Genomic DNA, 23,550 nt, shown 5'->3' on the forward strand with positions numbered 1-23,550 from the left:
GCTACGCAAGGCAGAAAACTTTGTTTATCTGTTGGGGCGAGTGTGGGGCCGCGCAGGGGCCGAACCTTATCCATGGGCGACATGGCCCAATCTGTTCCCGACGCGCAAGCCCCGGTAGTTGGGGGCTGGTCGCGATAAGTATGTGAATGTCGCAGATAGGTAAATGGTCACCCAGGCGCCTGCGCACAATCGCCATCATGAAGGCCGACAGTCGGCCGTGGAGATCAGCATGTCCAATAACTTCCTGAACCCGGTCACCACCCAGACCTGGGCCAATGGCCGACATATCGTACGTTGCGTCAAAGTCATCCAGGAAACCTGGGATGTGCGCACTTTCTGCTTCATGGCCGACCAGCCGATCATGTTCTTTTTCAAGCCGGGGCAGTTTGTCACCCTGGAGCTGGAAATCGAAGGCCAGCCGGTCATGCGCTCCTACACGATCTCCAGTTCGCCGTCGGTGCCCTACAGTTTCTCGGTGACCATCAAGCGCGTGCCGGGGGGCAAGGTGTCCAACTGGCTGCACGATACCCTGCACGAAGGCCAGGAACTGGCGGTGCATGGGCCGGTGGGGTTGTTCAACGCCATCGACTTCCCAAGCCCGAAAGTTCTGTACCTGAGCGGTGGTGTGGGGATCACGCCGTGCATGTCCATGGCGCGCTGGTTCTACGACACCAACGCCAATGTCGACATGACCTTTATCCACAGCGCCCGCTCGCCCAAGGACATCATCTACCACCGCGAGCTGGAGCACATGGCGTCGCGGATCGACAACTTCAGCTTGCACCTGATCTGTGAAAAGCATGGCCTGGGCGAGCCCTGGGCCGGGTATCGCGGTTATCTGAACCACAAGATGCTGGAATTGATGGTGCCCGACTTCCTCGAGCGCGAGGTGTTCTGTTGCGGCCCGACCCCGTACATGACCGCGGTCAAGCGCCTGTTGGAAGCCGCCGGCTACGACATGAAGCGTTACCACGAGGAATCCTTCGGCGCCACGCCACCGGAAGCTCGCGCCGACGCCGTGGAACAGGCCGAACAAGCGGCCGAGGCTCCGGAAGTCGATGCGGCAGACCTGCACCTGGTGGAGTTCACCTCCTCAGGCAAGAGCATTCGCGTGGGCCCGGGAGAAACCGTCCACGCCGCCGCCGCCAAGCTCGGCATGATGATTCCCAAGGCCTGTGGCATGGGCATCTGCGGTACCTGCAAGGTATTGAAGCTGGGCGGGGAAGTGGAGATGGACCACAACGGCGGGATCACCGAAGACGACGAGGCCGAGGGCTACATTTTGTCGTGCTGCAGCGTGCCGAAAGGGGATGTGCGGATCGAGTTTTGATCAGCACTCTCACTGGTGGGCGCTGAAGATCTTGTGGCGAGGGGATTTATCCCCGCTGGGCCGCGAAGCGGCCCCAAAGCAGTCAACTCGGTTAACCTGATACACCGCATCCGCAGGTTTTAGGGCCGCTTCGCGGCCCAACGGGGATAAATCCCCTCGCCACAGATAGACTTCTTCCACAAATGGGCTGGGCAGGCTTTGAGTCTGTCTTCCTAGCCCGCCATCACTTCCCGAATATCCGCCGCCAATTCCCTTACCCGCGCCTCTTCCGTATCCCACGAACACATGAACCGCGCGCCGCCCTTGCCGATGAAGGTGTAGAAGCGCCAGCCCCGGGCGGTGAGGGCCGCGATGGCCGGCTCCGAGAGTTGCAGGAACACGCCGTTGGCCTGGACCGGGAACATCAGTTCCACGCCGGGAATGTCGCTGACCAGCTCTGCCAGCAATTGGGCGCAGTGGTTGGCGTGGCGGGCGTGCTTGAGCCAGGCCTGGTTCTGCAGCAAGCCGACCCAGGGCGCGGAGAGGAAGCGCATTTTCGAGGCCAGTTGCCCGGCCTGTTTGCAGCGATAGTCGAAATCCACGGCCAGGTCATGGTTGAAGAACAGGATCGCTTCGCCCACCGCCATGCCGTTTTTCGTGCCACCGAAGCACAACACGTCCACGCCGGCCTTCCAGGTCAGGTCCGCCGGGGAGCAGCCGAGGAAGGCGCAGGCGTTGGAGAACCGCGCGCCGTCCATGTGCAGGTTCAGCCCCAGTTCCTTGCAGGTGACGCTGATGGCGCGGATTTCATCCGGGGTGTAGACGCTGCCGACTTCCGTGGCCTGGGTCAGGGTCACGACCCGTGGCTTGGGGTAGTGGATATCCTGGCGCTTGAGGGCGATCTCACGGATCGACTCGGGGGTCAGCTTGCCATTTTCGGTGCGTGCCACCAGCAGCTTGGAACCGTTGGAGAAGAACTCCGGCGCGCCGCATTCGTCGGTTTCGACGTGGGCGGTTTCCGAGCAGATCACGCTGTGATAACTCTGGCACAGTGAGGACAGCGCCAAAGAGTTGGCCGCCGTGCCATTGAACGCGAAGAACACTTCGCAGTCGGTTTCGAACAAGGCCCGGAAATCATCCGCCGCGCGGTGGGTCCATTCGTCGTCGCCGTACGCGCGTTGGTGACCCTGGTTGGCTTCTTCCATGGCCGCCCAGGCTTCGGGGCAAATGCCGGAATAGTTGTCGCTGGCGAACTGTTGACTCTTGTCGGTCATGGCCTTGCTCCTGATATAGAGAGTCCTGGATAAAGAGATCCCTGGCGGAACGCCCGGATGGGGCGTTCCAAGGTTCGGCGTGCTTGGGTCCACAGCGCCGTGGTCGATACTGGTGCGCACTTTACCCAAGATTAGCGAGGGAACACACCGGATGTTTCTGTCAGGAAATCACAAGGTCATCGAGTCCCTTTACTCATGAGCAGGCGTGACGGTGCCTTGGATCTGCTCAAATGGCTGGCACTGTTGTCGATGGTGCTCGATCACCTGCGATATGTCGGTTATTCCATCGATTGGCTCTATGTGCCGGGACGGTTGGCCTTCCCGTGGTTCTGCCTGGCGATGGCGGCGAACCTGGCACGTGGTGGGGCCAGTGCCGCCCCATGGCGATACTTGGGCTGGTTGTTGCTATTTGGCGCAGTCAGCGAAATTCCCTATCGCTTGTTCATTCCTGACCCCGCCACTTTGAATGTACTGCCAACCTTGGTCCTGGGCTTGCTGGTGGCGCGTGGCTGGCAAGCATCGACGTTCGAGGCGCGCGGCCTGGCTGCGGTGGCATTGCTGTTGGCAGCGCTGTTTTCGTCGCAGTTGATGTTTGGCTTCTTCGGCGTGTTGCTGCCGCTGGCGATGTTGCTGGTATTCAAGCGCCGTTTGTACATGGCCTTGTTGCCGGGGCTGGTCTGTGTGGCGGCCAACCAATGGCGGGTGTTGTATGGCGCGGCGTGGCTGGGGGATGGGGTGGCGTTGTGGGGCCTGGTGGCTTGCCTGATCGCGCCATGGCTTGGGTTGATGCTTTTGCGACAGGCTGGTCGTTTTCATCCACCGCCCATGCGGCGCTGGGCCTACAGCCTTTATCCCGTGCATTTCCTGATATTGCTCGCGATTCGCAACTGGCTGGCTTGATGAGGGACCCTGTGGCGAGGGGATTTATCCCCGCTGGGCTGCGAAGCAGCCCCAAAGCCTCCAATCCAGGCACTACCTGACACTCTGAGGCGCCTGTTTCAGGGCCGCTTCGCGCGCCAGCGGGGATAAATCCCCTCGCCACAAGGACCGTGTCTGTTCCCATGTCGTAAACGCACCTTTGCGTGGCGTCCATAGGCATTTGACCTGCCTGCGCCAGCCATACCATCGCATCCAAAGGGCACGACCGAACGGTCCGTGCCTCACCGAGACGAAAGGCGCACCGCCGCCGCTGGGAGAGACGCGATGTTCAGCAAGCAAGACCAAATCCAAGGCTACGATGATGCACTGCTGGCGGCGATGAACGCCGAAGAGCAACGCCAGGAAGATCACATCGAGCTGATCGCGTCAGAGAACTACACCAGCAAGCGCGTGATGCAGGCCCAGGGCAGCGGCCTGACCAACAAGTATGCCGAAGGCTATCCGGGCAAGCGCTACTACGGTGGCTGCGAGCACGTCGACAAAGTCGAAGCCCTGGCCATCGAGCGCGCCAAACAACTGTTCGGCGCCGATTACGCCAACGTCCAGCCGCACTCCGGGTCTTCGGCCAACAGCGCCGTGTACCTGGCTCTGCTGCAGGCTGGCGATACCATCCTGGGCATGAGCCTGGCCCACGGCGGTCACTTGACCCACGGCGCCAAGGTGTCGTCCTCGGGCAAGCTCTACAACGCGGTGCAATACGGCATCGACACCACCACCGGTCTGATCGACTACGACGAAGTCGAGCGCCTGGCGGTCGAGCACAAGCCGAAGATGATCGTGGCCGGTTTCTCCGCTTACTCCAAGACCCTGGATTTCCCACGCTTCCGCCAGATCGCCGACAAGGTCGGTGCCCTGTTGTTCGTCGACATGGCTCACGTCGCTGGCCTGGTCGCCGCTGGCCTGTACCCGAACCCGCTGCCGTACGCCGATGTGGTCACCACCACCACCCACAAGACCCTGCGCGGTCCACGTGGTGGCCTGATCCTAGCCAAGGCCAACGAAGAAATCGAGAAGAAGCTCAACGCCGCGGTATTCCCGGGTGCCCAGGGCGGCCCGCTGATGCACGTGATCGCCGGCAAGGCGGTGTGCTTCAAGGAAGCGGCGGAGCCAGGCTTCAAGGCCTATCAGCAGCAAGTGATCGATAACGCCCAGGCCATGGCTGGCGTGTTCATCAAGCGCGGCTACGATGTAGTGTCCGGCGGCACCGATAACCACCTGTTCCTGGTCAGCCTGATCCGTCAGGGCCTGACTGGCAAGGACGCCGATGCCGCCCTGGGCCGCGCCCACATCACCGTCAACAAGAACGCCGTGCCGAACGACCCGCAATCGCCGTTCGTGACTTCCGGCCTGCGCATCGGCACCCCGGCGGTGACCACCCGCGGCTTCAAGGTTACCCAGTGCGTCACGCTGGCCGGCTGGATCTGCGACATCCTCGACAACCTCGGCGATGCCGATGTCGAGGCCAACGTTGCCCAGCAAGTAGCGGCCCTGTGCGCGGACTTCCCGGTTTATCGCTGAGTCGGTTTTGGAGTAATGACTATGCAACGCTATTCGGGCTTCGGCCTCTTCAAACACTCTCTCAGCCATCACGAAAACTGGCAGCGGATGTGGCGCACGCCGACGCCGAAAAAAGTCTACGACGTGGTCATCGTCGGCGGTGGCGGGCATGGCCTGGCGACCGCCTACTACCTGGCCAAGGAACACGGCATCACCAACGTGGCCGTGGTCGAGAAGGGCTGGCTGGGCGGCGGTAACACTGCGCGCAACACCACCATCGTGCGTTCCAACTACCTGTGGGACGAATCGGCCCATCTGTACGAACACGCGATGAAACTCTGGGAAGGCTTGTCCCAGGACCTGAACTACAACGTGATGTTCTCCCAGCGTGGCGTCTACAACCTGTGCCACACCCTGCAGGACATCCGTGATTCCGAGCGTCGCGTCAGCGCCAACCGCCTCAACGGCGTGGACGGTGAATTGCTCACCGCCAAGCAAGTGGCCGACGAGATCCCGTACCTGGATTGCTCGAAAAACACCCGCTACCCGGTGATGGGCGCCACCGTCCAGCGTCGCGGCGGCGTGGCTCGTCACGATGCCGTGGCCTGGGGCTTTGCCCGGGCGGCGGACGCCCTGGGCGTGGACCTGATCCAGCAGACCGAAGTGATCGGCTTTCGCAAGGAAAACGGCGTGTGCATCGGCGTGGAAACCAACAAGGGTTTCATCGGCGCCAAGCGCGTCGGCGTGGTGACGGCCGGTAACTCCGGGCACATGGCCAAGCTCGCGGGCTTCCGCCTGCCGATCGAATCCCACCCGCTGCAAGCGCTGGTGTCGGAGCCGATCAAGCCGATCATCGACAGCGTGATCATGTCCAACGCCGTGCACGGCTACATCAGCCAGTCCGACAAAGGCGACCTGGTGATCGGTGCCGGTATCGACGGCTACAACGGCTACGGCCAGCGTGGTTCGTACCCGGTGATCGAGCACACCATCCAGGCCATCGTCGAGATGTTCCCGGTGCTGTCGCGGGTGCGCATGAACCGCCAGTGGGGCGGCATCGTCGACACCACGCCGGACGCCTGCCCGATCATCTCCAAGACCCCGGTGCCGAACATGTTCTTCAACTGCGGTTGGGGTACCGGCGGCTTCAAGGCCACCCCAGGCTCGGGCAACGTCTTCGCTGCAAGCCTGGCCAAGGGTGAAATGCACCCACTGGCCGCGCCGTTTTCCATCGACCGTTTCCACAACGGTGCACTGATCGACGAACACGGCGCTGCTGCCGTCGCCCACTAACAGGAGAAATCCCTATGTTGCACATCTTCTGTCCTCACTGCGGCGAACTGCGCTCCGAAGAGGAATTCCATGCATCCGGCCAGGCGCACATCCCGCGTCCGCTGGACCCCAACGCCTGCACCGACGAGCAGTGGGGCGACTACATGTTCTTCCGCGATAACCCGCGCGGCCTGCACCACGAGCTGTGGATTCACGCCGCCGGTTGCCGCCAGTACTTCAACGCGACTCGCGACACCGTGACCTACGAGATTCTCGAAACCTACAAGATCGGCCAAAAGCCGCAATTCACCGACAAGGCTGACAGTCCGAAAGCGGCCGCACAGGCTCTGGGAGAGAAGGTATGAGCCAGATCAATCGCCTGTCCAACGGCGGACGGATCGACCGCAACAAAGTGCTGAGCTTCACCTTCAACGGCCAGGTCTACAAAGGTTTCGAAGGCGACTCCCTGGCCGCTGCACTGCTGGCCAACGGCGTCGACATCATCGGTCGCAGCTTCAAGTATTCCCGCCCGCGCGGCATCTTCGCCGCCGGTGCCGAAGAGCCGAACGCGGTGCTGCAGATCGGCGCCACCGAAGCCACGCAAATCCCTAACGTACGGGCCACGCAACAGGCGCTGTACCAAGGTCTGGTCGCCACCAGCACCAACGGCTGGCCGAACGTGAACAACGACATGATGGGCATTCTCGGCAAGGTCGGCGGCAAGCTGATGCCGCCGGGCTTCTACTACAAAACCTTCATGTACCCGCAATCGTTCTGGATGACTTACGAGAAGTACATCCGCAAGGCTGCCGGCCTGGGTCGCTCGCCGACCGAGAACGATCCGGACACCTACGACTACATGAACCGTCACTGCGACGTGCTGGTGGTCGGTGCCGGCCCTGCTGGCTTGGCCGCCGCATTGGCTGCGGCCCGGAGCGGCGCGCGGGTGATCCTGGCCGACGAGCAGGAAGAGTTCGGCGGTAGCCTACTCGACTCCCGCGAAAGCCTGGACGGCAAGCCAGCGACCGAATGGGTGGCCGCTGTTGTCGCGGAACTCAAGTCGATGCCGGACGTGGTACTGCTGCCGCGTGCCACGGTCAACGGTTACCACGACCATAACTTCCTGACCATTCACGAGCGCCTCACCGATCACCTCGGTGACCGTGCGCCAATCGGCCAGGTGCGCCAGCGCATCAACCGCGTCCGCGCCAAGCGTGTGGTGTTGGCGACCGGTGCCTGCGAGCGCCCGCTGGTCTACGGCAACAACGACGTGCCGGGCAACATGCTGGCTGGCGCGGTCTCCACCTACGTGCGCCGCTATGGCGTGGCACCGGGCAAGAAACTGGTGCTGAGCACCAACAACGACCACGCCTATCGCGTGGCCCTGGACTGGTTCGACGCTGGCCTGCAAGTGGTGGCCGTCGCCGACGCCCGCAGCAACCCACGGGGTGCGCTGGTGGAAGAGGCGCGTGCCAAGGGCATCCGCATCCTTACCGGCAGCGCCGTGATCGAGGCCCGCGGCAGCAAGCGCGTCACAGCTGCACGTGTCGCCGCGATCGACGTCCGCGCCCACAAAGTCACCAGCCCCGGCGAGTGGTTGGACTGCGACCTGGTGGCCAGCTCCGGCGGCTACAGCCCGGTGGTTCACTTGGCTTCGCACTTGGGCGGCAAGCCGATCTGGCGCGAAGACATCCTCGGTTTCGTACCGGGCGAAGCACCGCAGAAGCGCGTGTGTGTCGGCGGCGTGAATGGCGTCTACAGCCTCGGCGACAGCTTGGCCGATGGTTTTGAAGGCGGCGTGCGCGCGGCCAGCGAAGCCGGCTTCAAAACCGTCGAGGGTGTGTTGCCCAAAGCCCTGAGCCGTCACGAGGAGCCAACCCTGGCGCTGTTCCAGGTGCCCCACGAAAAAGCCACCGCACGGGCGCCGAAGCAATTCGTCGACCTGCAGAACGACGTCACCGCCGCCGCCATCGAGCTCGCCACCCGCGAAGGCTTCGAGTCGGTGGAACACGTCAAACGCTACACCGCATTGGGCTTCGGCACCGACCAGGGCAAGCTGGGCAACGTCAACGGCCTGGCTATCGCGGCCCGTTCGCTGAACGTGAGCATCCCGCAGATGGGCACCACCATGTTCCGCCCGAACTACACGCCGGTGACTTTCGGCGCGGTAGCCGGCCGGCACTGTGGGCACATCTTCGAACCGGTACGTTTCACCGCGCTGCACGCCTGGCATGTGAAGAACGGTGCCGAATTCGAAGACGTCGGCCAGTGGAAACGCCCATGGTATTTCCCGAAGAATGGCGAAGACATGCATGCCGCGGTGAAGCGCGAGTGCAAAGCCGTGCGCGACAGCGTCGGCCTGCTGGACGCCTCGACCCTGGGCAAGATCGACATCCAGGGCCCGGATGCCCGCGAGTTCCTCAACCGCATCTACACCAACGCCTGGACCAAGCTCGACGTGGGCAAGGCCCGCTACGGCCTGATGTGCAAGGAAGACGGCATGGTCTTCGACGACGGCGTGACAGCCTGTCTGGCGGACAACCACTTCCTGATGACCACCACCACCGGCGGTGCGGCCCGCGTGCTGCAATGGCTGGAGATCTACCAGCAGACCGAATGGCCGGACCTGAAGGTGTACTTCACCTCGGTCACCGACCACTGGGCGACCATGACCCTGTCGGGGCCCAACAGCCGCAAGCTGCTGAGCGAAGTCACCGACATCGACCTGGACAAGGACGGCTTCCCGTTCATGACCTGGAAAGAAGGCCTGGTGGGCGGCGTGCCGGCGCGGGTGTTCCGCATCTCGTTCACCGGTGAGCTGTCGTACGAAATCAACGTGCAGGCCGACTACGCCATGGGCGTGCTCGAGCAGATCGTCGAGGCCGGCAAGAAGTACAACCTGACCCCGTACGGCACCGAAACCATGCACGTGCTGCGGGCCGAGAAGGGCTTCATCATCGTCGGCCAGGACACCGACGGCTCAATGACCCCGGACGACCTGAACATGGGCTGGTGCGTTGGCCGGACCAAACCGTTCTCGTGGATCGGCTGGCGTGGCATGAACCGCGAGGATTGCGTGCGCGAAGACCGCAAGCAACTGGTGGGCCTCAAGCCGATCGACCCGAATGTCTGGTTGCCGGAAGGTGCGCAACTGGTGTTCAACACCAAGCAGGCGATCCCGATGACCATGGTCGGTCACGTGACCTCCAGCTATGCCCACAACTCCCTGGGTTATTCATTTGCCATGGGTGTGGTCAAGGGTGGCCTCAAGCGCATGGGCGAACGCGTGTTCGCGCCATTGGCCGACGGCAGCGTGATCGAGGCAGAGATCGTTTCTTCGGTGTTCTTCGATCCGAAAGGGGATCGGCAGAATATCTAAAGGGACTTTGGTCCTGTGGGTGGGCAGTTACACCGCGTCGCCTGATTCGCGAGCAAGCCCGCTCCCACAGGATCGAAGTCGCCAAAGGAATTTGAGCCAGGCATCAATCCAATGTGGGAGCGGGTTTGCTCGCGAAGGCGGCAGAACAGCCACCACAAAGGCCGGAACTACAGAATTCAAGACAGGTGCTCCATATGACCGCAGTCAACGTGTACCAACAACGCCCAACCACCGGGGCCAAGGCCGAGTCGTCGCTGCACCATGCCGACCTCGCCAGCCTGGTGGGCAAGGGCCGCAAGAACGCCGGCGTGACCGTGCGCGAGAAAAAACTCCTGGGTCACCTGACCATTCGTGGCGATGGCCACGACCCGGCGTTCGCCGCCGGCGTGCACAAGGCCCTGGGCCTGGAATTGCCCGGGGCACTGACCGTCATCGTCAAGGGTGAAACCAGCCTGCAATGGCTCGGCCCGGACGAGTGGCTGCTGGTGGTGCCGAGTGGCGAAGAGTTCGCCGCCGAGAAAAAACTGCGTGAAGCCCTGGGCGACCTGCATATCCAGATCGTCAACGTCAGCGGCGGCCAGCAGATCCTCGAACTGTCCGGCCCGAACGTGCGTGACGTGCTGATGAAATCCACCAGCTACGATGTACACCCAAGCAACTTCCCGGTGGGCAAGGCCGTGGGCACGGTGTTCGCCAAGTCGCAACTGGTGATCCGCCACACGGGCGAAGACACCTGGGAACTGGTAATCCGCCGCAGCTTCTCCGATTACTGGTGGTTGTGGTTGCAGGATGCGGCGGCTGAGTATGGCTTGAGCGTGCAGGCCTGACTAAGGTCGGACGCTGTCCTTTTGTGGCGAGGGGATTTATCCCCGCTGGGCTGCGCAGCAGACCCCAAACCTGCCACCTCAGTACGTCAGGCCGATCACATCAAGCTTTTTGGGGCTGCTTCGCAGCCCAACGGGGATAAATCCCCTCGCCACAGGAGTCACTGCAATGAGCCGCGCCCCAGACACATGGATCTTGACCGCCGACTGCCCCAGCGTGCTCGGCACGGTGGACGCGGTGACCCGCTTTCTGTTCGAGCAGGGCTGCTACGTCACCGAGCACCATTCCTTCGACGACCGGCTCTCGGCGCGTTTCTTCATTCGTGTGGAGTTCCGCCAGCCCGATGGTTTTGACGAGCAAAGTTTCCGGGCCGGTCTGGCCGAACGTGCGCAAGCCTTCGGCATGGTCTTCGAACTGACGCCGCCCAACTACCGGCCCAAAGTGGTGATCATGGTCTCCAAGGCTGATCACTGCCTCAACGACTTGCTCTACCGTCAGCGCATCGGCCAGTTGTCCATGGACGTGGTGGCCGTGGTCTCCAACCACCCCGACCTCAAGCCGTTGGCCGACTGGCACCAGATTCCCTACTACCATTTCCCCCTGGACCCGAACGACAAGCCCTCCCAGGAGCGGCAGGTGTGGCAGGTGATCGAAGACACCGGCGCCGAGCTGGTGATTCTCGCCCGCTACATGCAGGTGCTGTCGCCGGAACTGTGTCGCAAGCTCGACGGCAAGGCGATCAACATCCATCACTCGCTGCTGCCGGGCTTCAAGGGCGCCAAGCCGTATCACCAGGCCTACAACAAAGGCGTGAAACTGGTCGGTGCCACGGCGCACTACATCAACAACGACCTGGACGAAGGCCCGATCATCGCTCAGGGCGTGGAAGTGGTGGATCACAGCCACTATCCCGAGGATCTGATCGCCAAGGGCCGGGACATCGAGGGGCTGACCCTGGCCCGGGCCGTGGGGTATCACATCGAAAGACGAGTGTTCTTGAACGCCAATCGCACTGTCGTTCTTTAGATTTTGGGGCCGCTTCGCAGCCATTCGCGAGCAAGCCCGCTCCCACAGGATCTGTGCCGGTATACAGATCTCAGTTGCACCAAAAAACATGTGGGAGCGGGCTTGCTCGCGAAGAGGCCCTTACAGACAACAAAGAAACAAGACACAAGCACTACCCGAGCAATCAACGCGCTGCCTGCCTGGGCAACGCGGTTCCATAAAAACAACAGCGAGGTGAAAGCATGTCTGGCAATCGTGGTGTCGTGTATCTCGGCAACGGCAAGGTCGAAGTACAGAAAATCGACTATCCAAAAATGCAGGACCCGCGCGGCAGGAAGATTGAGCACGGTGTCATCCTGCGCGTGGTTTCCACCAACATCTGCGGCTCCGACCAGCACATGGTGCGCGGCCGTACCACCGCCCAGACCGGTCTGGTCCTGGGTCACGAAATCACCGGTGAAGTGATCGAAAAAGGCAACGACGTCGAGAACCTGAAAATCGGCGACCTGGTGTCGGTGCCGTTCAACGTGGCTTGCGGGCGCTGCCGTTCCTGCAAGGAGCAACACACTGGCGTCTGCCTGAGCGTCAACCCGGCCCGTGCCGGCGGTGCCTACGGTTACGTGGACATGGGCGACTGGACCGGCGGCCAGGCCGAATACGTGCTGGTGCCGTACGCGGACTTCAACCTGTTGAAACTGCCGGACCGCGACAAGGCCATGGAGAAAATCCGTGACCTGACCTGCCTGTCCGACATCCTGCCGACCGGCTACCACGGCGCCGTCACCGCCGGGGTTGGCCCTGGCAGCACCGTCTACATCGCCGGTGCCGGCCCGGTGGGCCTGGCGGCAGCCGCTTCCGCGCGCCTGCTGGGTGCCGCAGTGGTCATCATCGGTGACGTCAACCCGATTCGTCTGGCTCACGCCAAGGCCCAGGGTTTCGAAATCGCCGACCTGTCCCAGGACACCCCGCTGCACGAACAGATCGCCGCCTTGCTGGGCGAACCCGAAGTCGATTGCGCCGTCGATGCGGTAGGCTTCGAAGCCCGCGGCCACGGCCATGACGGCGTCAAGCACGAAGCCCCGGCCACCGTGCTCAACTCCTTGATGGGCGTGGTTCGCGTGGCCGGCAAGATCGGCATCCCCGGCCTCTACGTCACCGAAGACCCGGGCGCCGTCGATGCCGCGGCAAAAATGGGCAGCCTGAGTATCCGTTTCGGCCTGGGCTGGGCCAAATCCCACAGCTTCCACACCGGCCAGACCCCGGTGATGAAGTACAACCGCCAACTGATGCAGGCGATCATGTGGGACCGCATCAACATCGCCGAAATCGTCGGCGTGCAGGTGATCAGCCTGGACGACGCGCCGAAGGGGTATGGCGAGTTCGATGCGGGCGTGCCGAAGAAGTTTGTGATTGATCCGCATAAGTTGTTTAGTGCGGCGTAAGTGTGTTTTAGGCGAGATAGGGCGACGTTAAGTCGCCCTTTTAATACATTCTGGGTGGGTAAGATCGAGTCATTGCCTGAGAATATCGATCGATGTGTCAGCGAGCGTGCCGTTGATAGGGTGGCGTAATTTTTGTTCGTTTTTTTCAATTATATTCATTATGGTATCAATTGCTTCTTTTGTAGGTGTGTGGTTGGGGTCTGGTGAGTTAAGAGAATGTATTAGTTTTTCAACCATTTTCTTTTCTTTTTCTATAGATAGCTGTAAGGCTTTTTTGTAGGTATCGCTTGTTGGTTGTCTCTCAGGTGCTCTTGAAATTACACTGCGTTCAGTAGTGTCAAGATTTAGTTGCTCGATTTTTTTATAATTTCCCACTAAATTGTTTGGTGTGGCAGGTGTTCGGCGAGTTTGTTTGATTTTTGAAAATGGTTTCCAGAATTTCAGCTTGAATGGTGGAAAAAAGGAAAATGACCGGTTGAATCGCTTCTGTTTGTCGGATCGCCCTTGCAATACATATACGCATTCAGTCCTCCCTCTCCAAACGGACTCAAACTGTCCGGGCTGTTGAACCGCATCAACGCCGGATTGAACGCTCGGTAACCATTACCCAACAAATAATGCCCGGTCACCGGGTCGGGCCGTTCGCCGTTGAAACCGAGCAGGCTGAGCAGGCCGCTTCCCGGGGGACGGTGACCGTATGGCGTGTAGACAAGGGGGTGAGGGCGCGTGGCGTCGAGTGCGTGTAGCACCGAGCGCTGTTGGTCGGTGGCGAGCAAAGTGGTTTCCATGGTGCCTGCCTGGCGCAGTTGCTGCGCCAGGATCTGATCGTCCTGTTGGAGAATCGAGCGTTGCAACGAGCCTTGAATTTCCGAGGTCAGACGATCTTTCAGGTAAAAGCGCTGGGTACCAGCCTGCGCTGAGGGCGTACAGTTGGTTAGGCGATCCAATGGGTCGTAGTGGTAGCGGCAGAGTAGGATTTGCTGATTCATGGGCATCGCTTTGCTTCCTTGAGCAGTTAATGTTTTGAGCCCAGCTTTAAAACGATGATCGACGTAGTGCCTTCCCGGTTGTCCGGAAGTTGTGATCCAGTGCGCCACTGGAGAGGGGGGCGAAAACACTATTGAAAACGAAACCGACAAAGCTTTCAGGAGTCCGTTCTTGAACAAATATTCGACGCCACGATGCTCCTGATCTGACGTGGGCACCGGTATTGCTCATCCTTCCATAGTTTACCTCCTGAACAAGTTCGCCGTATCTGATCGCCTGCTTTATGGAAAGAGTGTCGTTGCCGTGGCTAGCCAGATTTTTGTTGACGGCTCTAAGTCTTGTTGCAAAGGGAGGAGGGTCGGGCATGGCTTTAACTATTTTATTTATATGCTCTCTTGGCGGTGACATAGAGCCGGATGGGACGGTTGCATTTCTCGATACTGATTGCCGCGCAGTCTCAAGAACGGCAACGATAAAATTTGGTTTTACCTCTGTAACGGATGTAGCGTTTCCAACGGTCGCGGTTTTGGCCGGGGCTCTAAAAGAGTCAAAGGCGCTTATTACTTTCACCAGCAGTGGTATGTATCCAGTTGGGTCCACCCGATTCACCGGGTCTCCGACGCAATATGCATACGTATTCATACCGCCCTCTTCAAAAGGACTCAACCTGTCCGGACTGTTGAACCGCATCAACACCGGATTGAACGCTCGATAGCCATTGCCCAACAAATAATGCCCCGTCACTGGATCCGGTCGTTCGCCGTTGAAGCCCAGAAGGCTGAGCAAGCCGGTTTCCGGGGCACGGTGGCCATAGGGGGTGTAAGCGAAGGGATGAGGCCGCGTGGCGTCGAGTGCGTAAAGAACCGAGCGTTGCAGGTCGATGGCGAGCAAGGTGGTTTCGACGACGTCATCCTGGCGCTGTTGTTGCGCCAGGAGTTGATCGCCCTGCTGGAAAACCAATCGCTGTACCGAGCCTTGGATTTCGCTGGTCAGGCGTTCTTTCAGGTAGAAACGCTGAGTGCGGGTCTGGGCCGATGGGGGGCAATCGGCCAAGCGATCCAGTGGGTCGTAACGATAGCGGCAGAGCGGCGTTTTGCGGTTTGCCGACATCAGGTGGTTCTCTAAATGAACTGAAATTTATTCTGGCGTCACTCTCGTGGCCTGCATGCCTTTGTCGCCCTTTTCGATTTCAAAGGAAACGGTTTGCCTTTCCTTCAACGTTTTATAACCTTCGCCGGATATCGCCGAGTAATGAACGAACAATTCCTCGCCTCCTTTGCCACAGGTGATGAAGCCATAGCCCTTTGCGTCGTTAAACCATTTAACGGTTCCTTTGATTCGGTCGCTCATTTTTATTCTTCCTGCTGGCCCGAATGAAGAAAGGCACAGGGACTGTGGGTTGCCCATCGCCTTGTTTTCGTTGTAACGGCTGGAGCTTAGAGCCCCGACAAACAGCTGCCTACTGTCAACATTGACAGTAGGCAATACCGAGATGAAATAACGGGTTGTGCGTTGATAGTCGGATGACTTCCGCAGCAGTCATACCATGGCTTGCGCCTGCAATCGCCGGCCGATCACGTCCAGTACATCGCAGCCGTCGCGTAACGGAATTGCCAGGAGCAGGGCGAAGTCATGGAGGACGACGGCGTCGGAACTGAGTTCCTCGCGAAAGGCGATGTTTTCCAGCAATTGGGTGACGGCGCGGATGCGGTAGGCAGCGGTTTCGTAGAGGACATCGAGGGGAGCCTGGGTGTCGATGAGCAGGGTGGCGGGGGGGCAGTCGACGCCGGTGATGGGGATGTGGGTCGTGGACGCTGTGTAGGCGCTGCCGAGTGAGACGAGGTTGCGATCTTTGCCCAGACACTTGAGTCTCAAGCGAAAGATCGAAAAATCGCAGGCTTCGCCAGGGTCCAAGCGCCCTCGCCACGGTTATGGATGGGCAGTAGCGGTCCTGACTCGCGCGCAGAATTCAGGGTAGAAACCCTGGGCGCTAGGGCCTTGGCAATAGTCCCGCGCTTGGGCCAAGGCGTCGCCGCTGAAATTCAGCTTGCGGGGCATGCTGGCAAAGGTGACGTAGCCCTCCTGCTGCGTCTTGATCGCGTCGAAGCCCGGCATGTCGTAGACCAGTTCCACGTCATCATCGGCCAGCAGGCGCGCCTTGACCGTCACTTGCGTGTATTGCTTGCCCCCTGGCGCGCCATTGAGCGCTGCCAAACCATGGCCGACAACGCGCAGCATGTGCGGAACCCAGGGCTCGCAGTCATCCGCGCAAGCGCCTGGACGGTAAAGCACGGTCAGCGCTTGCTGCTCGCGGCTCACCTCGGTCAGCGCCGGATCGGAGCGCTTGATGCGGTGCTCGATGGTCAGCCAAGTCTTCTGCTCTTCACTGATGCCGTCGGCCAGTTCCGGATTCAGCGGGCCGCGCTGGCATTCGTTGACGCCCAGGGCAATGAGCATCCCCGTCAGGATGACCGCGAGGGTCGCGCCGCCGATTTTTACGTTCATAGGCAAACTCTGCTGGAGGAGCCGCACTGTACGGTAACTGTGCAGGCGATGGCAGGATGCTTTGAGAGAACAGTGACCGAGTTGCCATTACCTATCAAAAATCAGGTTGAAGTAATCGTTGTCCATCAACCTGCACATTCGGGTATCCCGGCTTTCGCAGCGATTGTTCGCCCATCTTGAAAATGCCGGTTCCAGGATCTGTTGATACGCCAACTTCAGATTTATATCCCCGTACCTACAAGTGATGGTCGCTAACCTGGCTGCTTGCTTATCCTCGTCGGACTCATGGATAACGTACTCGGCCCCTTCGAATCGCAGCGAGGTCGGGTCAACCACGTCCACTAGGCTTTCGCTCGCCCATTCGTGATTTTCCTGCCCGTCGACAGAGTAAACGTCTTCCAGCGCTTCAATGTTCCTATGAATGCTTGTAGCGGCCGGACACGTTATTTCACCGGCATGGACATGGCCGATGATCAGCATGAGTAACACCGCGCCTCCAGCCGGTATTTTTTTCATTTGCCAAGCTCCTTGGCTCCGTTAAGCGATACTCGCGGCTTTGGCCGGGCGGGCTACTGTCAAGGTTGGCAGTTATTTATGTCAATTTAGAACTGTGTAGGGATGTTTGGTAACTTTTGGCGATAACAAGTGACTCGATTCTCGTTAAATCAGATGTTTCCCACTGTCTTGAAAGATTTGTCTGTAATAACTGTCGGTCGAAGCGCATACAACGCCTAGGAACAATAGCTGTTCGCGCCAGTCCAAAGCACGCTTTACGCCGCTCTATATGGGCGGTTTTTTCATGCTCAAGAGGATGTCCCGGATGAAGGTTTCACGCGGTTTTGCACTGTCTTGCCTGTTGACTCTGGCCGCCAGCCCGGCTTTCGCGCAGTTCAGTCTCAGCGATGCGGCGAATGTGGTGTCGGCGATGCAGGGCAACTCAGGTGAGGAGGAGGGTGTCGTGGCCGCTGCACCGAAAGCCGCGGGGCTGCTCAATACCCTGGGCTCGGAACTCAAGATCACCCCGGAACAGGCCATCGGCGGTGCCGGTGCGATGCTGGGGCTGGCGAAGAATCGGCTCAGCGAGCCGCAGTTCTCCGAATTGAGCAAAAGTGTGCCGGGCCTGGACCAGATCGCCGGAAACAGCGCCATCGGCGGGCTCAATGGCCTGGGTGGTTTGCTCGGTGGTGGCTCGGATAAAAACGCCTTGCTCGACGGGTTGCTGGGTAACGTCAAGGACACCAATGACCTGAACAACGCATTCAGTGCGCTGGGCATGGACAGTGGGATGATTGGGCAGTTTGCCCCGATCATCCTGCAGTACCTTGGTCAGCAAGGGGTTGCCGGTTCGTTGTTGCAGAACCTGGGGGGTATTTGGGGCACGGGTGCGGGTGTTTGATGAAGGTGGCGACATCGAAAGTCCGCCACGAAACCATCAGAATCTCAAGCTGAAGTAGTCGGCGCTCGCGCGCCTGCAGGTGTTGGCGTCTCGGCTGCCGCAACGGTTGGGCACCAAGGGCAACGATGTCGGCCCTTGGAAGTCGAGGTAATCCAGCGTGAGATTGTTCTCGCCGTAATTGCAGGTGATGGTCACTCTCCTCGGTATCTGTTCATCTTCGTCGGGTTCATGGATCGCGAACTCGGCGTCGTTAAGTTGCAGTACCGCCGGGTTGGCCTCTTGTCCTAGGTCCTGGCTCTGCCATTGGCGATCATCTTGGATTTCTATTGTTTCAGTGGTGCCATGGATTTGTGTTGCCGCCGGGCAGGTGACTTCTCCGGCATGGACATGGCCGATGATCAGCAAGCACATTCCAGCGCCGCCGTCCGTTATGAAGTTTCGCATGGACTTGCCTCCGCAATATGTCCCGGCAACATGTTTGCGGCTGTGGTTGGTGAGGGCTACTGTCAGGGTTGACAGTTTTTATGTTGATTTGGAATTAAAAAATTCTGTTTTGATCCTTGAAGTAGGTCAGAAAAGGACAAGCAGTCTCGAGGTCTGGTTGGGGCTTGCTCGGTTGCGGAGGTTCAAGTCGTAACTATGCTCTTTCAAACCACCAAAATTATCGGCTACGAATCGTTTGGCGAGCTTGTGCTAGATCTAAATAAGCTAATTGTTTATCCCAGAGATCCTGTTTGATGTTCCGTGAGGCTAGGGTCACTTCCGGGCGTTTTGGTATGGGAGGTCCCAAAAGGCTCGGCGTTGGCACCGGTGGCCGCTGAGTTCTTTTTGACAAAAGCTCTTGGTGTGTATCGTTCAGCTTTGCTTTCAGCTTTGCAATTTCGTCGGCCTGACTTGAAATAATTCCTTCGTACTTTATGCCCTCAATCAATTTTGCGTTCTCTATTGCATCTAGTTTCGATGTCGCCTCTGCTAGCTTGATTTCTGCCTGTTCTAGTTGTACTCCCTTCTGAGCTGCCGTTCTCTGGGCCAGTCTGGCTTCGTGTTTGTAATGGGTTTTGGACGATCTGAACACGTTGCGCCATAACGAGCGAATACCCTTGAAAAGCGAGAAGTGCCCTGTTGGATCAATCCGGTTTCTCGGATCTCCCACACAATAGCCATACGCACTCAATCCTCCTTTCCCAAACGGACTCAAACTGTCTGGACTATTAAACCGCATCAACACCGGATTGAAGGCCCTATACCCATTCCCCAACAAATAATGTCCCGTTACCGGATCCGGCCGCTCGCCGTTAAACCCAAGCAAACTGAGCACTCCGTTTCCCGGTGGGCGATGGCCATAGGGTGTATAGGCGAGAGGATGAAGCCGGTTCGCATCGAGCACATTCAACACTGACCGCTGCTGATCGGTCGCCAACAGGGCGGTATCGATCTTCACATCCTCGCGACGAAGTTGCGCCAACAACTGGTCGTCATGCTGGAAAACGCTACGTTGCACTGCACCCTGTATCTCCGTCACCAATCGGCTTTTGCAATAAAAGCGCTGAATACCAGCCTCAGCGGAAGTTGCACAATCGACCAGCCGATCCAGCGGGTCGTAGCGGTAGCGACACAATAAGGTTTCACGAGGGGCAGCAGGCATGCTCCGAACTCCGTGCAAGGTCCAAAAAACCGGACCTCCAGCATCGGAGGTTTTCCAGCCGCTGCCTACTATCAGAACTGTTAGGCTCTATCCCCTTCGCTGCGCAAAGCCGCAATACGCCGATCCTTCTCCGTCCAGAGCTGATTAACCCAATCCTGTACAAACTGGCGAAACACCGGATCGTTTTCGTAATCGCCCTGCCACAGCGCCGGGTCCAGCTCGCGGGTCTGGATGTCGATGATCACCCGGGGCACCGCGCCGCTGATCAAGTCCCAGAACCCGGGAATGCGCGCTTGCGGATAAACCACGGTCACGTCCAGTACCGCGTCCAGTTGTTCACCCATGGCTGCGAGCACGAACGCCACGCCACCGGCCTTGGGCTTGAGCAGGTGGGTGAAGGGCGATTGCTGTTGTTGGCTTTTGGTGGCGGTGAAGCGGGTGCCTTCGAGGTAGTTGACCACGGTGACCGGTTGACGCTTGAACAGTTCGCAGGCGGCCTTGGTGATTTCCAGGTCCTTGCCGGCCAGTTCCGGGTTTTTCGCCAGGAAGGCTTTGGTGTAGCGCTTCATGAATGGGTAGTCCAGTGCCCACCATGCCAGCCCCAGGAACGGCACCCAGATCAGCTCTTTCTTGAGGAAGAACTTGAAGAATGGCGTGCGTCGGTTGAGGGTCTGGACGAGGGCGGGGATGTCGACCCAGGATTGGTGATTGCTGATCACCAGGTAGGACGTGTCGCCGCGTAGGTCGGCACCGCCACGGATGTCCCAGCGGGTGGGGATGCACAGGGCAAAGATCAGCTTGTCGATCTCGGCCCAGGTCTCGGCGATCCACATCACCGCCCACGAGGCATAGTCGCGAAAGCGCCCGGGCAGGACCAGTTTGAGCAGCGCGAACACCATCAACGGTCCGAACAGCACCAGGGTATTGAGCAACAGCAACAGGGTGACAAAACAGCCGGTGAGCAGGCGGCGCATAGATGACTCTTGCAAACGGGTGGGCGGGCCATGATAAGCAGCTTCGGGCGGTAGGCCAAATCGAGGTGAAACGAGCAACTTGTGGCGAGGGGATTTATCCCCGCTGGGGTGCGAAGCATCCCTGAAACCAGGCATCTCGGTGTGCCAGACTGATTGAGTTGGCTGGATTGGGACTGCTTCGCAGCCCAGCGGGGATAAATCCCCTCGCCACAAAGGCAGCGCATGCCATCGAAGGCAACCGAACGAATCCATCTGTCACGGTCTAAAAACCCACCCACACAGGAAGCCCAATTGCATGAAATCCTTTCTCGCCCTGCTTTCCCTGGTGGCCCTTCCAGTGTTGGCCGCCGAGCCGACCCTGTACGGGCGCTATGAGTACATCGCGCTGCCGGAAATCGGCGGTGAAGTGCTCAAGGCCAAGATGGACACCGGCGCCCTGACTGCCTCGCTGTCGGCCAAGGACATCGAGACCTTTACCCGTGACGGCGATGATTGGGTGCGCTTCCGCCTGGCGACCAAGGATGCGAGCAACAAGGTCTACGAACACAAGATTGCCCGCATCAGCAAGATCAAGACCCGTTCCGAAGAGGATGAGGACGACGACGAAAAAATCGCCCCCACCAAGCGCCCGGTGGTCGATCTGGAGTTGTGCCTGGGTAACGTCAAGCGCACGGTGGAGGTCAACCTGACCGACCGCAGCAGTTTCAATTACCCGCTGTTGATCGGCGCCAAGGCCCTGCGCGAGTTCGGTGCAGCGGTGAACCCGGCCCGCCGCTTCACCGCAGACAAGCCCGACTGCTGATTTCCCCGATTGACGTGCCCCGAGGCTTGGGGCACCGTTCCGGCAACTTTACTGCCGGGCTCGCAAGCCATGCCTCATATCCTGATTGTCGAAGACGAAGCCGCCATCGCCGATACGCTGGTGTTTGCCCTGCAAGGGGAGGGATTCGACACCACTTGGCTGAGCCTCGGCGCGGCCGCCCTCGATCACCAGAAAAGCACCCCGGCGGACCTGATCATCCTCGATGTGGGCCTGCCGGATATCAGCGGATTCGAGACTTGTAAAAATCTCAGACGTTTCAGCGACGTTCCGGTCATCTTTCTTACAGCCCGGGATGCTGAGATCGACCGCGTGGTGGGCCTGGAAATCGGTGCCGACGATTACGTGGTCAAGCCCTTCAGCCCCCGCGAGGTGGCAGCCAGGGTCCGGGCGATCCTCAAACGTGTGGCGCCGCGTCCAGCGGTGGAGCCGGGCATGGGGTTGTTTCAGGTCGATGCCGACCGGGTGCAGATCAACTATCGTGGCAAACCGCTGAACCTCACTCGCCACGAGTTTCGCCTGCTGAACTGTCTGCTGGAGCAACCCGAACGGGTCTTCAGCCGCGAACAACTGCTCGACGCTTTGGGCGTGGCCAGTGATGCCGGCTACGAACGCAGCATCGACAGTCACATCAAGAGCGTGCGCGCCAAGTTGCGCCTGGTCCGGGCCGAGGCCGAGCCGATCCAGACCCATCGGGGCCTGGGCTACAGCTACAGCCCGGGGCACAGCTGATGTCGCTGGGGATCCGGATCTTTTTGGTGTATGTGCTGTTCATCGGTTTGACCGGTTATTTCGTGCTCAACACGGTCATGGAGGAAATCCGCCCTGGCGTGCGCCAGTCCACTGAAGAAACCCTGGTGGACACGGCCAACCTGATGGCCGAGATCCTGCGGGACGATTTCAAGGCCGGCACCCTCAACCAGAATCGTTGGCCGCAATTGCTCAAGGCCTACGGCGAGCGCCAGCCGGCGGCGACGATCTGGGGTTTGCCGAAGAACCAGGTCAGCCACCGCATCTATGTCACCGATGCCAAGGGCATCGTGGTGCTCGACTCCAGTGGCGTGGCGGTGGGCCAGGATTATTCGCGCTGGAACGACGTCTACCTGACTCTGCGCGGCCACTACGGCGCCCGTTCGAGCCGCAGCGATCCGGACGATCCAGCGTCTTCGGTGATGCACGTCGGTGCGCCAATCCGCGACAACGGCCGAATCATCGGTGTCGTCACGGTCGCCAAGCCCAACAGTTCATTACAGCCTTATGTCGATCGCACCGAGCGGCGGCTGCTGGCGTATGGCGCCGGATTGGTGGCCCTGGGCCTGTTGCTGGGCGGCTTGCTGTCCTGGTGGCTCAGCGCGGCGCTGCGACGGTTGACGACCTATGCCCAGGCGGTCAGCCAGGGGCGTCGGGTGGAAGTGCCGCATTATCGCGGTGGCGAGTTCGAGCAACTGGCGGGCGCCGTGGAACACATGCGCACCCAGCTCGAAGGCAAGGCATACGTCGAGCGTTACGTGCATACCCTGACCCACGAGCTCAAGAGTCCGCTGGCGGCGATTCGCGGTGCCGCCGAACTGCTGCAAAGCGACATGCCTGTTGCCCAGCACCAACGCTTCGTCAGTAACATCGGCAACGAAAGTATGCGCATGCAGCAGTTGATCGAACGGTTGCTCAACCTGGCCCAGATCGAGCAGCGCCAGGGGCTGGAAGAAGAAGTCGCGGTGCCGCTGGCGGCATTGATGGATGAGTTGCTGGAAGCGCGCAGCGGTTGGATCGAAAGTCGCCAGTTGAGCGTTGAACAACACATTGCAGCCGACCTGGTGCTGACCGGCGAGCCATTTTTGTTGCGTCAGGCCTTGGGCAATTTGCTGGAAAACGCCTTGGACTTCACCCCCGTCAACGGCCTGCTGCGCATCAGCGCCGAGCGCAGCGGCAATCGGGTCGAGATCCGCCTGTTCAATCAGGCCGCACCGATTCCCGACTATGCGCTGCCACGCTTGAGCGAGCGTTTCTACTCCCTGCCGCGGCCGGACAGCGGTCGCAAGAGCACCGGCCTGGGGCTCAACTTTGTGGAGGAAGTGGTGCAGTTGCATGGGGGGGCATTCAGTATTGGCAATGTCGAGGGTGGGGTCGAGGTGGTGTTGCGGTTGCCCTGAAACCGAGGCGTGGCCTTCGCGGGCAAGCCCGCTCCCACAGGTTCAGTGCAGTCCTTGTGGGAGCGGGCTTGCTCGCGAAGGGGGCCGTCCAGTCTCCACACAATCTCCATAATCTCTCCATAAGCCCAGCA

General features: G+C 59.9%; 23 protein-coding genes and 1 pseudogene. 13 read left to right on the forward strand and 11 right to left on the reverse strand.

Annotated elements, in window-relative coordinates; translation table 11 throughout:
• Window positions 1-229 precede the first annotated feature (229 nt).
• On the forward strand, window positions 230-1,330 hold the full coding sequence (gene gbcB, locus AC30D9_RS09740) for a glycine betaine monooxygenase reductase subunit (protein ID WP_134926139.1): 1,101 nt from the start codon (window positions 230-232) through the stop codon (window positions 1,328-1,330).
• A 212-nt stretch (window positions 1,331-1,542) separates the two neighbouring features.
• Here gbcB and AC30D9_RS09745 read toward each other — a convergent pair whose 3' ends face one another.
• A complete protein-coding gene (locus AC30D9_RS09745) occupies window positions 1,543-2,583 on the reverse strand; it encodes a threonine aldolase family protein (RefSeq protein WP_307576335.1) in 1,041 nt (346 codons plus the stop codon).
• A 195-nt stretch (window positions 2,584-2,778) separates the two neighbouring features.
• On the opposite strand from AC30D9_RS09745, the gene AC30D9_RS09750 reads away from it, so the two are divergent.
• From AC30D9_RS09750 to fdhA, 8 genes are all read left to right on the forward strand, one after another.
• Window positions 2,779-3,483, forward strand: a complete 705-nt coding sequence (locus tag AC30D9_RS09750; protein WP_490143951.1) for a TraX family protein — start codon at window positions 2,779-2,781, stop codon at window positions 3,481-3,483.
• A gap of 303 nt (window positions 3,484-3,786) precedes the next feature.
• Window positions 3,787-5,040, forward strand: coding sequence for a serine hydroxymethyltransferase (gene glyA / locus AC30D9_RS09755; protein WP_047228145.1), 1,254 nt, complete (start codon window positions 3,787-3,789; stop codon window positions 5,038-5,040).
• A 21-nt stretch (window positions 5,041-5,061) separates the two neighbouring features.
• Window positions 5,062-6,312, forward strand: a complete 1,251-nt coding sequence (locus AC30D9_RS09760; RefSeq protein ID WP_109755034.1) for a sarcosine oxidase subunit beta — start codon at window positions 5,062-5,064, stop codon at window positions 6,310-6,312.
• 14 nt (window positions 6,313-6,326) lie between these two features.
• Window positions 6,327-6,656, forward strand: coding sequence for a sarcosine oxidase subunit delta (locus tag AC30D9_RS09765; RefSeq protein ID WP_109755033.1), 330 nt, complete (start codon window positions 6,327-6,329; stop codon window positions 6,654-6,656).
• Window positions 6,653-9,670, forward strand: a complete 3,018-nt coding sequence (locus AC30D9_RS09770) for a sarcosine oxidase subunit alpha (protein ID WP_490143952.1) — start codon at window positions 6,653-6,655, stop codon at window positions 9,668-9,670. Before AC30D9_RS09765 ends, AC30D9_RS09770 begins: the two co-directional genes overlap by 4 nt.
• A 194-nt stretch (window positions 9,671-9,864) precedes the next feature.
• Window positions 9,865-10,497 (forward strand): sarcosine oxidase subunit gamma, encoded by a 633-nt coding sequence (locus AC30D9_RS09775; RefSeq protein ID WP_210641602.1) that lies wholly within the window; start codon window positions 9,865-9,867, stop codon window positions 10,495-10,497.
• Window positions 10,498-10,663: 166 nt separating this feature from the next.
• Window positions 10,664-11,521 (forward strand): formyltetrahydrofolate deformylase, encoded by an 858-nt coding sequence (purU, locus tag AC30D9_RS09780; RefSeq protein WP_134926133.1) that lies wholly within the window; start codon window positions 10,664-10,666, stop codon window positions 11,519-11,521.
• Between the two features lie 221 nt (window positions 11,522-11,742).
• Window positions 11,743-12,942, forward strand: a complete 1,200-nt coding sequence (gene fdhA / locus AC30D9_RS09785; RefSeq protein WP_134926132.1) for a formaldehyde dehydrogenase, glutathione-independent — start codon at window positions 11,743-11,745, stop codon at window positions 12,940-12,942.
• Window positions 12,943-13,011: 69 nt separating this feature from the next.
• On the opposite strand, the gene AC30D9_RS09790 is transcribed toward fdhA, so the two are convergent.
• The 7 genes and pseudogenes from AC30D9_RS09790 to AC30D9_RS09820 form a co-directional block, all read right to left on the reverse strand.
• On the reverse strand, window positions 13,012-13,317 hold the full coding sequence (locus AC30D9_RS09790; protein WP_490143953.1) for a hypothetical protein: 306 nt from the start codon (window positions 13,315-13,317) through the stop codon (window positions 13,012-13,014).
• 80 nt (window positions 13,318-13,397) lie between these two features.
• Window positions 13,398-13,937, reverse strand: a pseudogene (locus AC30D9_RS09795) (RHS repeat-associated core domain-containing protein); the annotation flags it as partial.
• A 40-nt stretch (window positions 13,938-13,977) separates the two neighbouring features.
• Window positions 13,978-15,039, reverse strand: coding sequence for an RHS repeat-associated core domain-containing protein (locus tag AC30D9_RS09800; protein ID WP_307576324.1), 1,062 nt, complete (start codon window positions 15,037-15,039; stop codon window positions 13,978-13,980).
• A 27-nt stretch (window positions 15,040-15,066) separates the two neighbouring features.
• Window positions 15,067-15,279 (reverse strand): cold-shock protein, encoded by a 213-nt coding sequence (locus AC30D9_RS09805; protein WP_210641596.1) that lies wholly within the window; start codon window positions 15,277-15,279, stop codon window positions 15,067-15,069.
• Window positions 15,280-15,468: 189 nt separating this feature from the next.
• Window positions 15,469-15,729: a hypothetical protein gene (locus tag AC30D9_RS09810; protein ID WP_490143993.1), complete on the reverse strand. Its 261-nt coding sequence runs from the start codon at window positions 15,727-15,729 to the stop codon at window positions 15,469-15,471.
• Window positions 15,730-15,858: 129 nt separating this feature from the next.
• Window positions 15,859-16,434: a hypothetical protein gene (locus tag AC30D9_RS09815; RefSeq protein ID WP_490143954.1), complete on the reverse strand. Its 576-nt coding sequence runs from the start codon at window positions 16,432-16,434 to the stop codon at window positions 15,859-15,861.
• 87 nt (window positions 16,435-16,521) lie between these two features.
• Entirely contained in the window at window positions 16,522-16,950 is a 429-nt protein-coding gene (locus AC30D9_RS09820) for a DUF3757 domain-containing protein (RefSeq protein WP_307576321.1), read from the reverse strand.
• A gap of 304 nt (window positions 16,951-17,254) precedes the next feature.
• Between AC30D9_RS09820 and AC30D9_RS09825 the strand changes: the two genes are divergently transcribed.
• Entirely contained in the window at window positions 17,255-17,830 is a 576-nt protein-coding gene (locus tag AC30D9_RS09825; protein WP_307576320.1) for a DUF2780 domain-containing protein, read from the forward strand.
• Window positions 17,831-17,866: 36 nt separating this feature from the next.
• On the opposite strand, the gene AC30D9_RS09830 is transcribed toward AC30D9_RS09825, so the two are convergent.
• The 3 genes from AC30D9_RS09830 to yihG all read right to left on the reverse strand — a co-directional run bounded on the left by AC30D9_RS09830 (window position 17,867) and on the right by yihG (window position 20,449).
• Window positions 17,867-18,274 (reverse strand): DUF3757 domain-containing protein, encoded by a 408-nt coding sequence (locus AC30D9_RS09830; RefSeq protein WP_307576318.1) that lies wholly within the window; start codon window positions 18,272-18,274, stop codon window positions 17,867-17,869.
• A gap of 217 nt (window positions 18,275-18,491) precedes the next feature.
• Entirely contained in the window at window positions 18,492-19,475 is a 984-nt protein-coding gene (locus AC30D9_RS09835; protein WP_490143955.1) for an RHS repeat-associated core domain-containing protein, read from the reverse strand.
• 80 nt (window positions 19,476-19,555) lie between these two features.
• Window positions 19,556-20,449, reverse strand: coding sequence for a 1-acylglycerol-3-phosphate O-acyltransferase, YihG family (gene yihG, locus AC30D9_RS09840; protein WP_490143956.1), 894 nt, complete (start codon window positions 20,447-20,449; stop codon window positions 19,556-19,558).
• Window positions 20,450-20,744: 295 nt separating this feature from the next.
• Here yihG and rloA2 point away from each other — a divergent pair, with 295 nt between their 5' ends.
• The 3 genes from rloA2 (at window position 20,745) to creC (ending at window position 23,419) form a co-directional block, all read left to right on the forward strand.
• Window positions 20,745-21,251 carry a retropepsin-like aspartic peptidase RloA2 gene (rloA2, locus tag AC30D9_RS09845; RefSeq protein ID WP_058543389.1) on the forward strand — a complete coding sequence of 169 codons (507 nt, stop codon included), beginning with the start codon at window positions 20,745-20,747 and terminating at the stop codon, window positions 21,249-21,251.
• Window positions 21,252-21,320: 69 nt separating this feature from the next.
• Window positions 21,321-22,001, forward strand: a complete 681-nt coding sequence (creB, locus tag AC30D9_RS09850) for a two-component system response regulator CreB (RefSeq protein WP_490143957.1) — start codon at window positions 21,321-21,323, stop codon at window positions 21,999-22,001.
• Complete coding sequence (gene creC, locus AC30D9_RS09855) at window positions 22,001-23,419, forward strand: two-component system sensor histidine kinase CreC (RefSeq protein WP_490143958.1); 1,419 nt, start codon at window positions 22,001-22,003, stop codon at window positions 23,417-23,419. The genes creB and creC overlap by 1 nt, the downstream gene beginning before the upstream one ends.
• Window positions 23,420-23,550: the final 131 nt, after the last annotated feature.

The organism is Pseudomonas sp. DF11 (assembly GCF_058148565.1).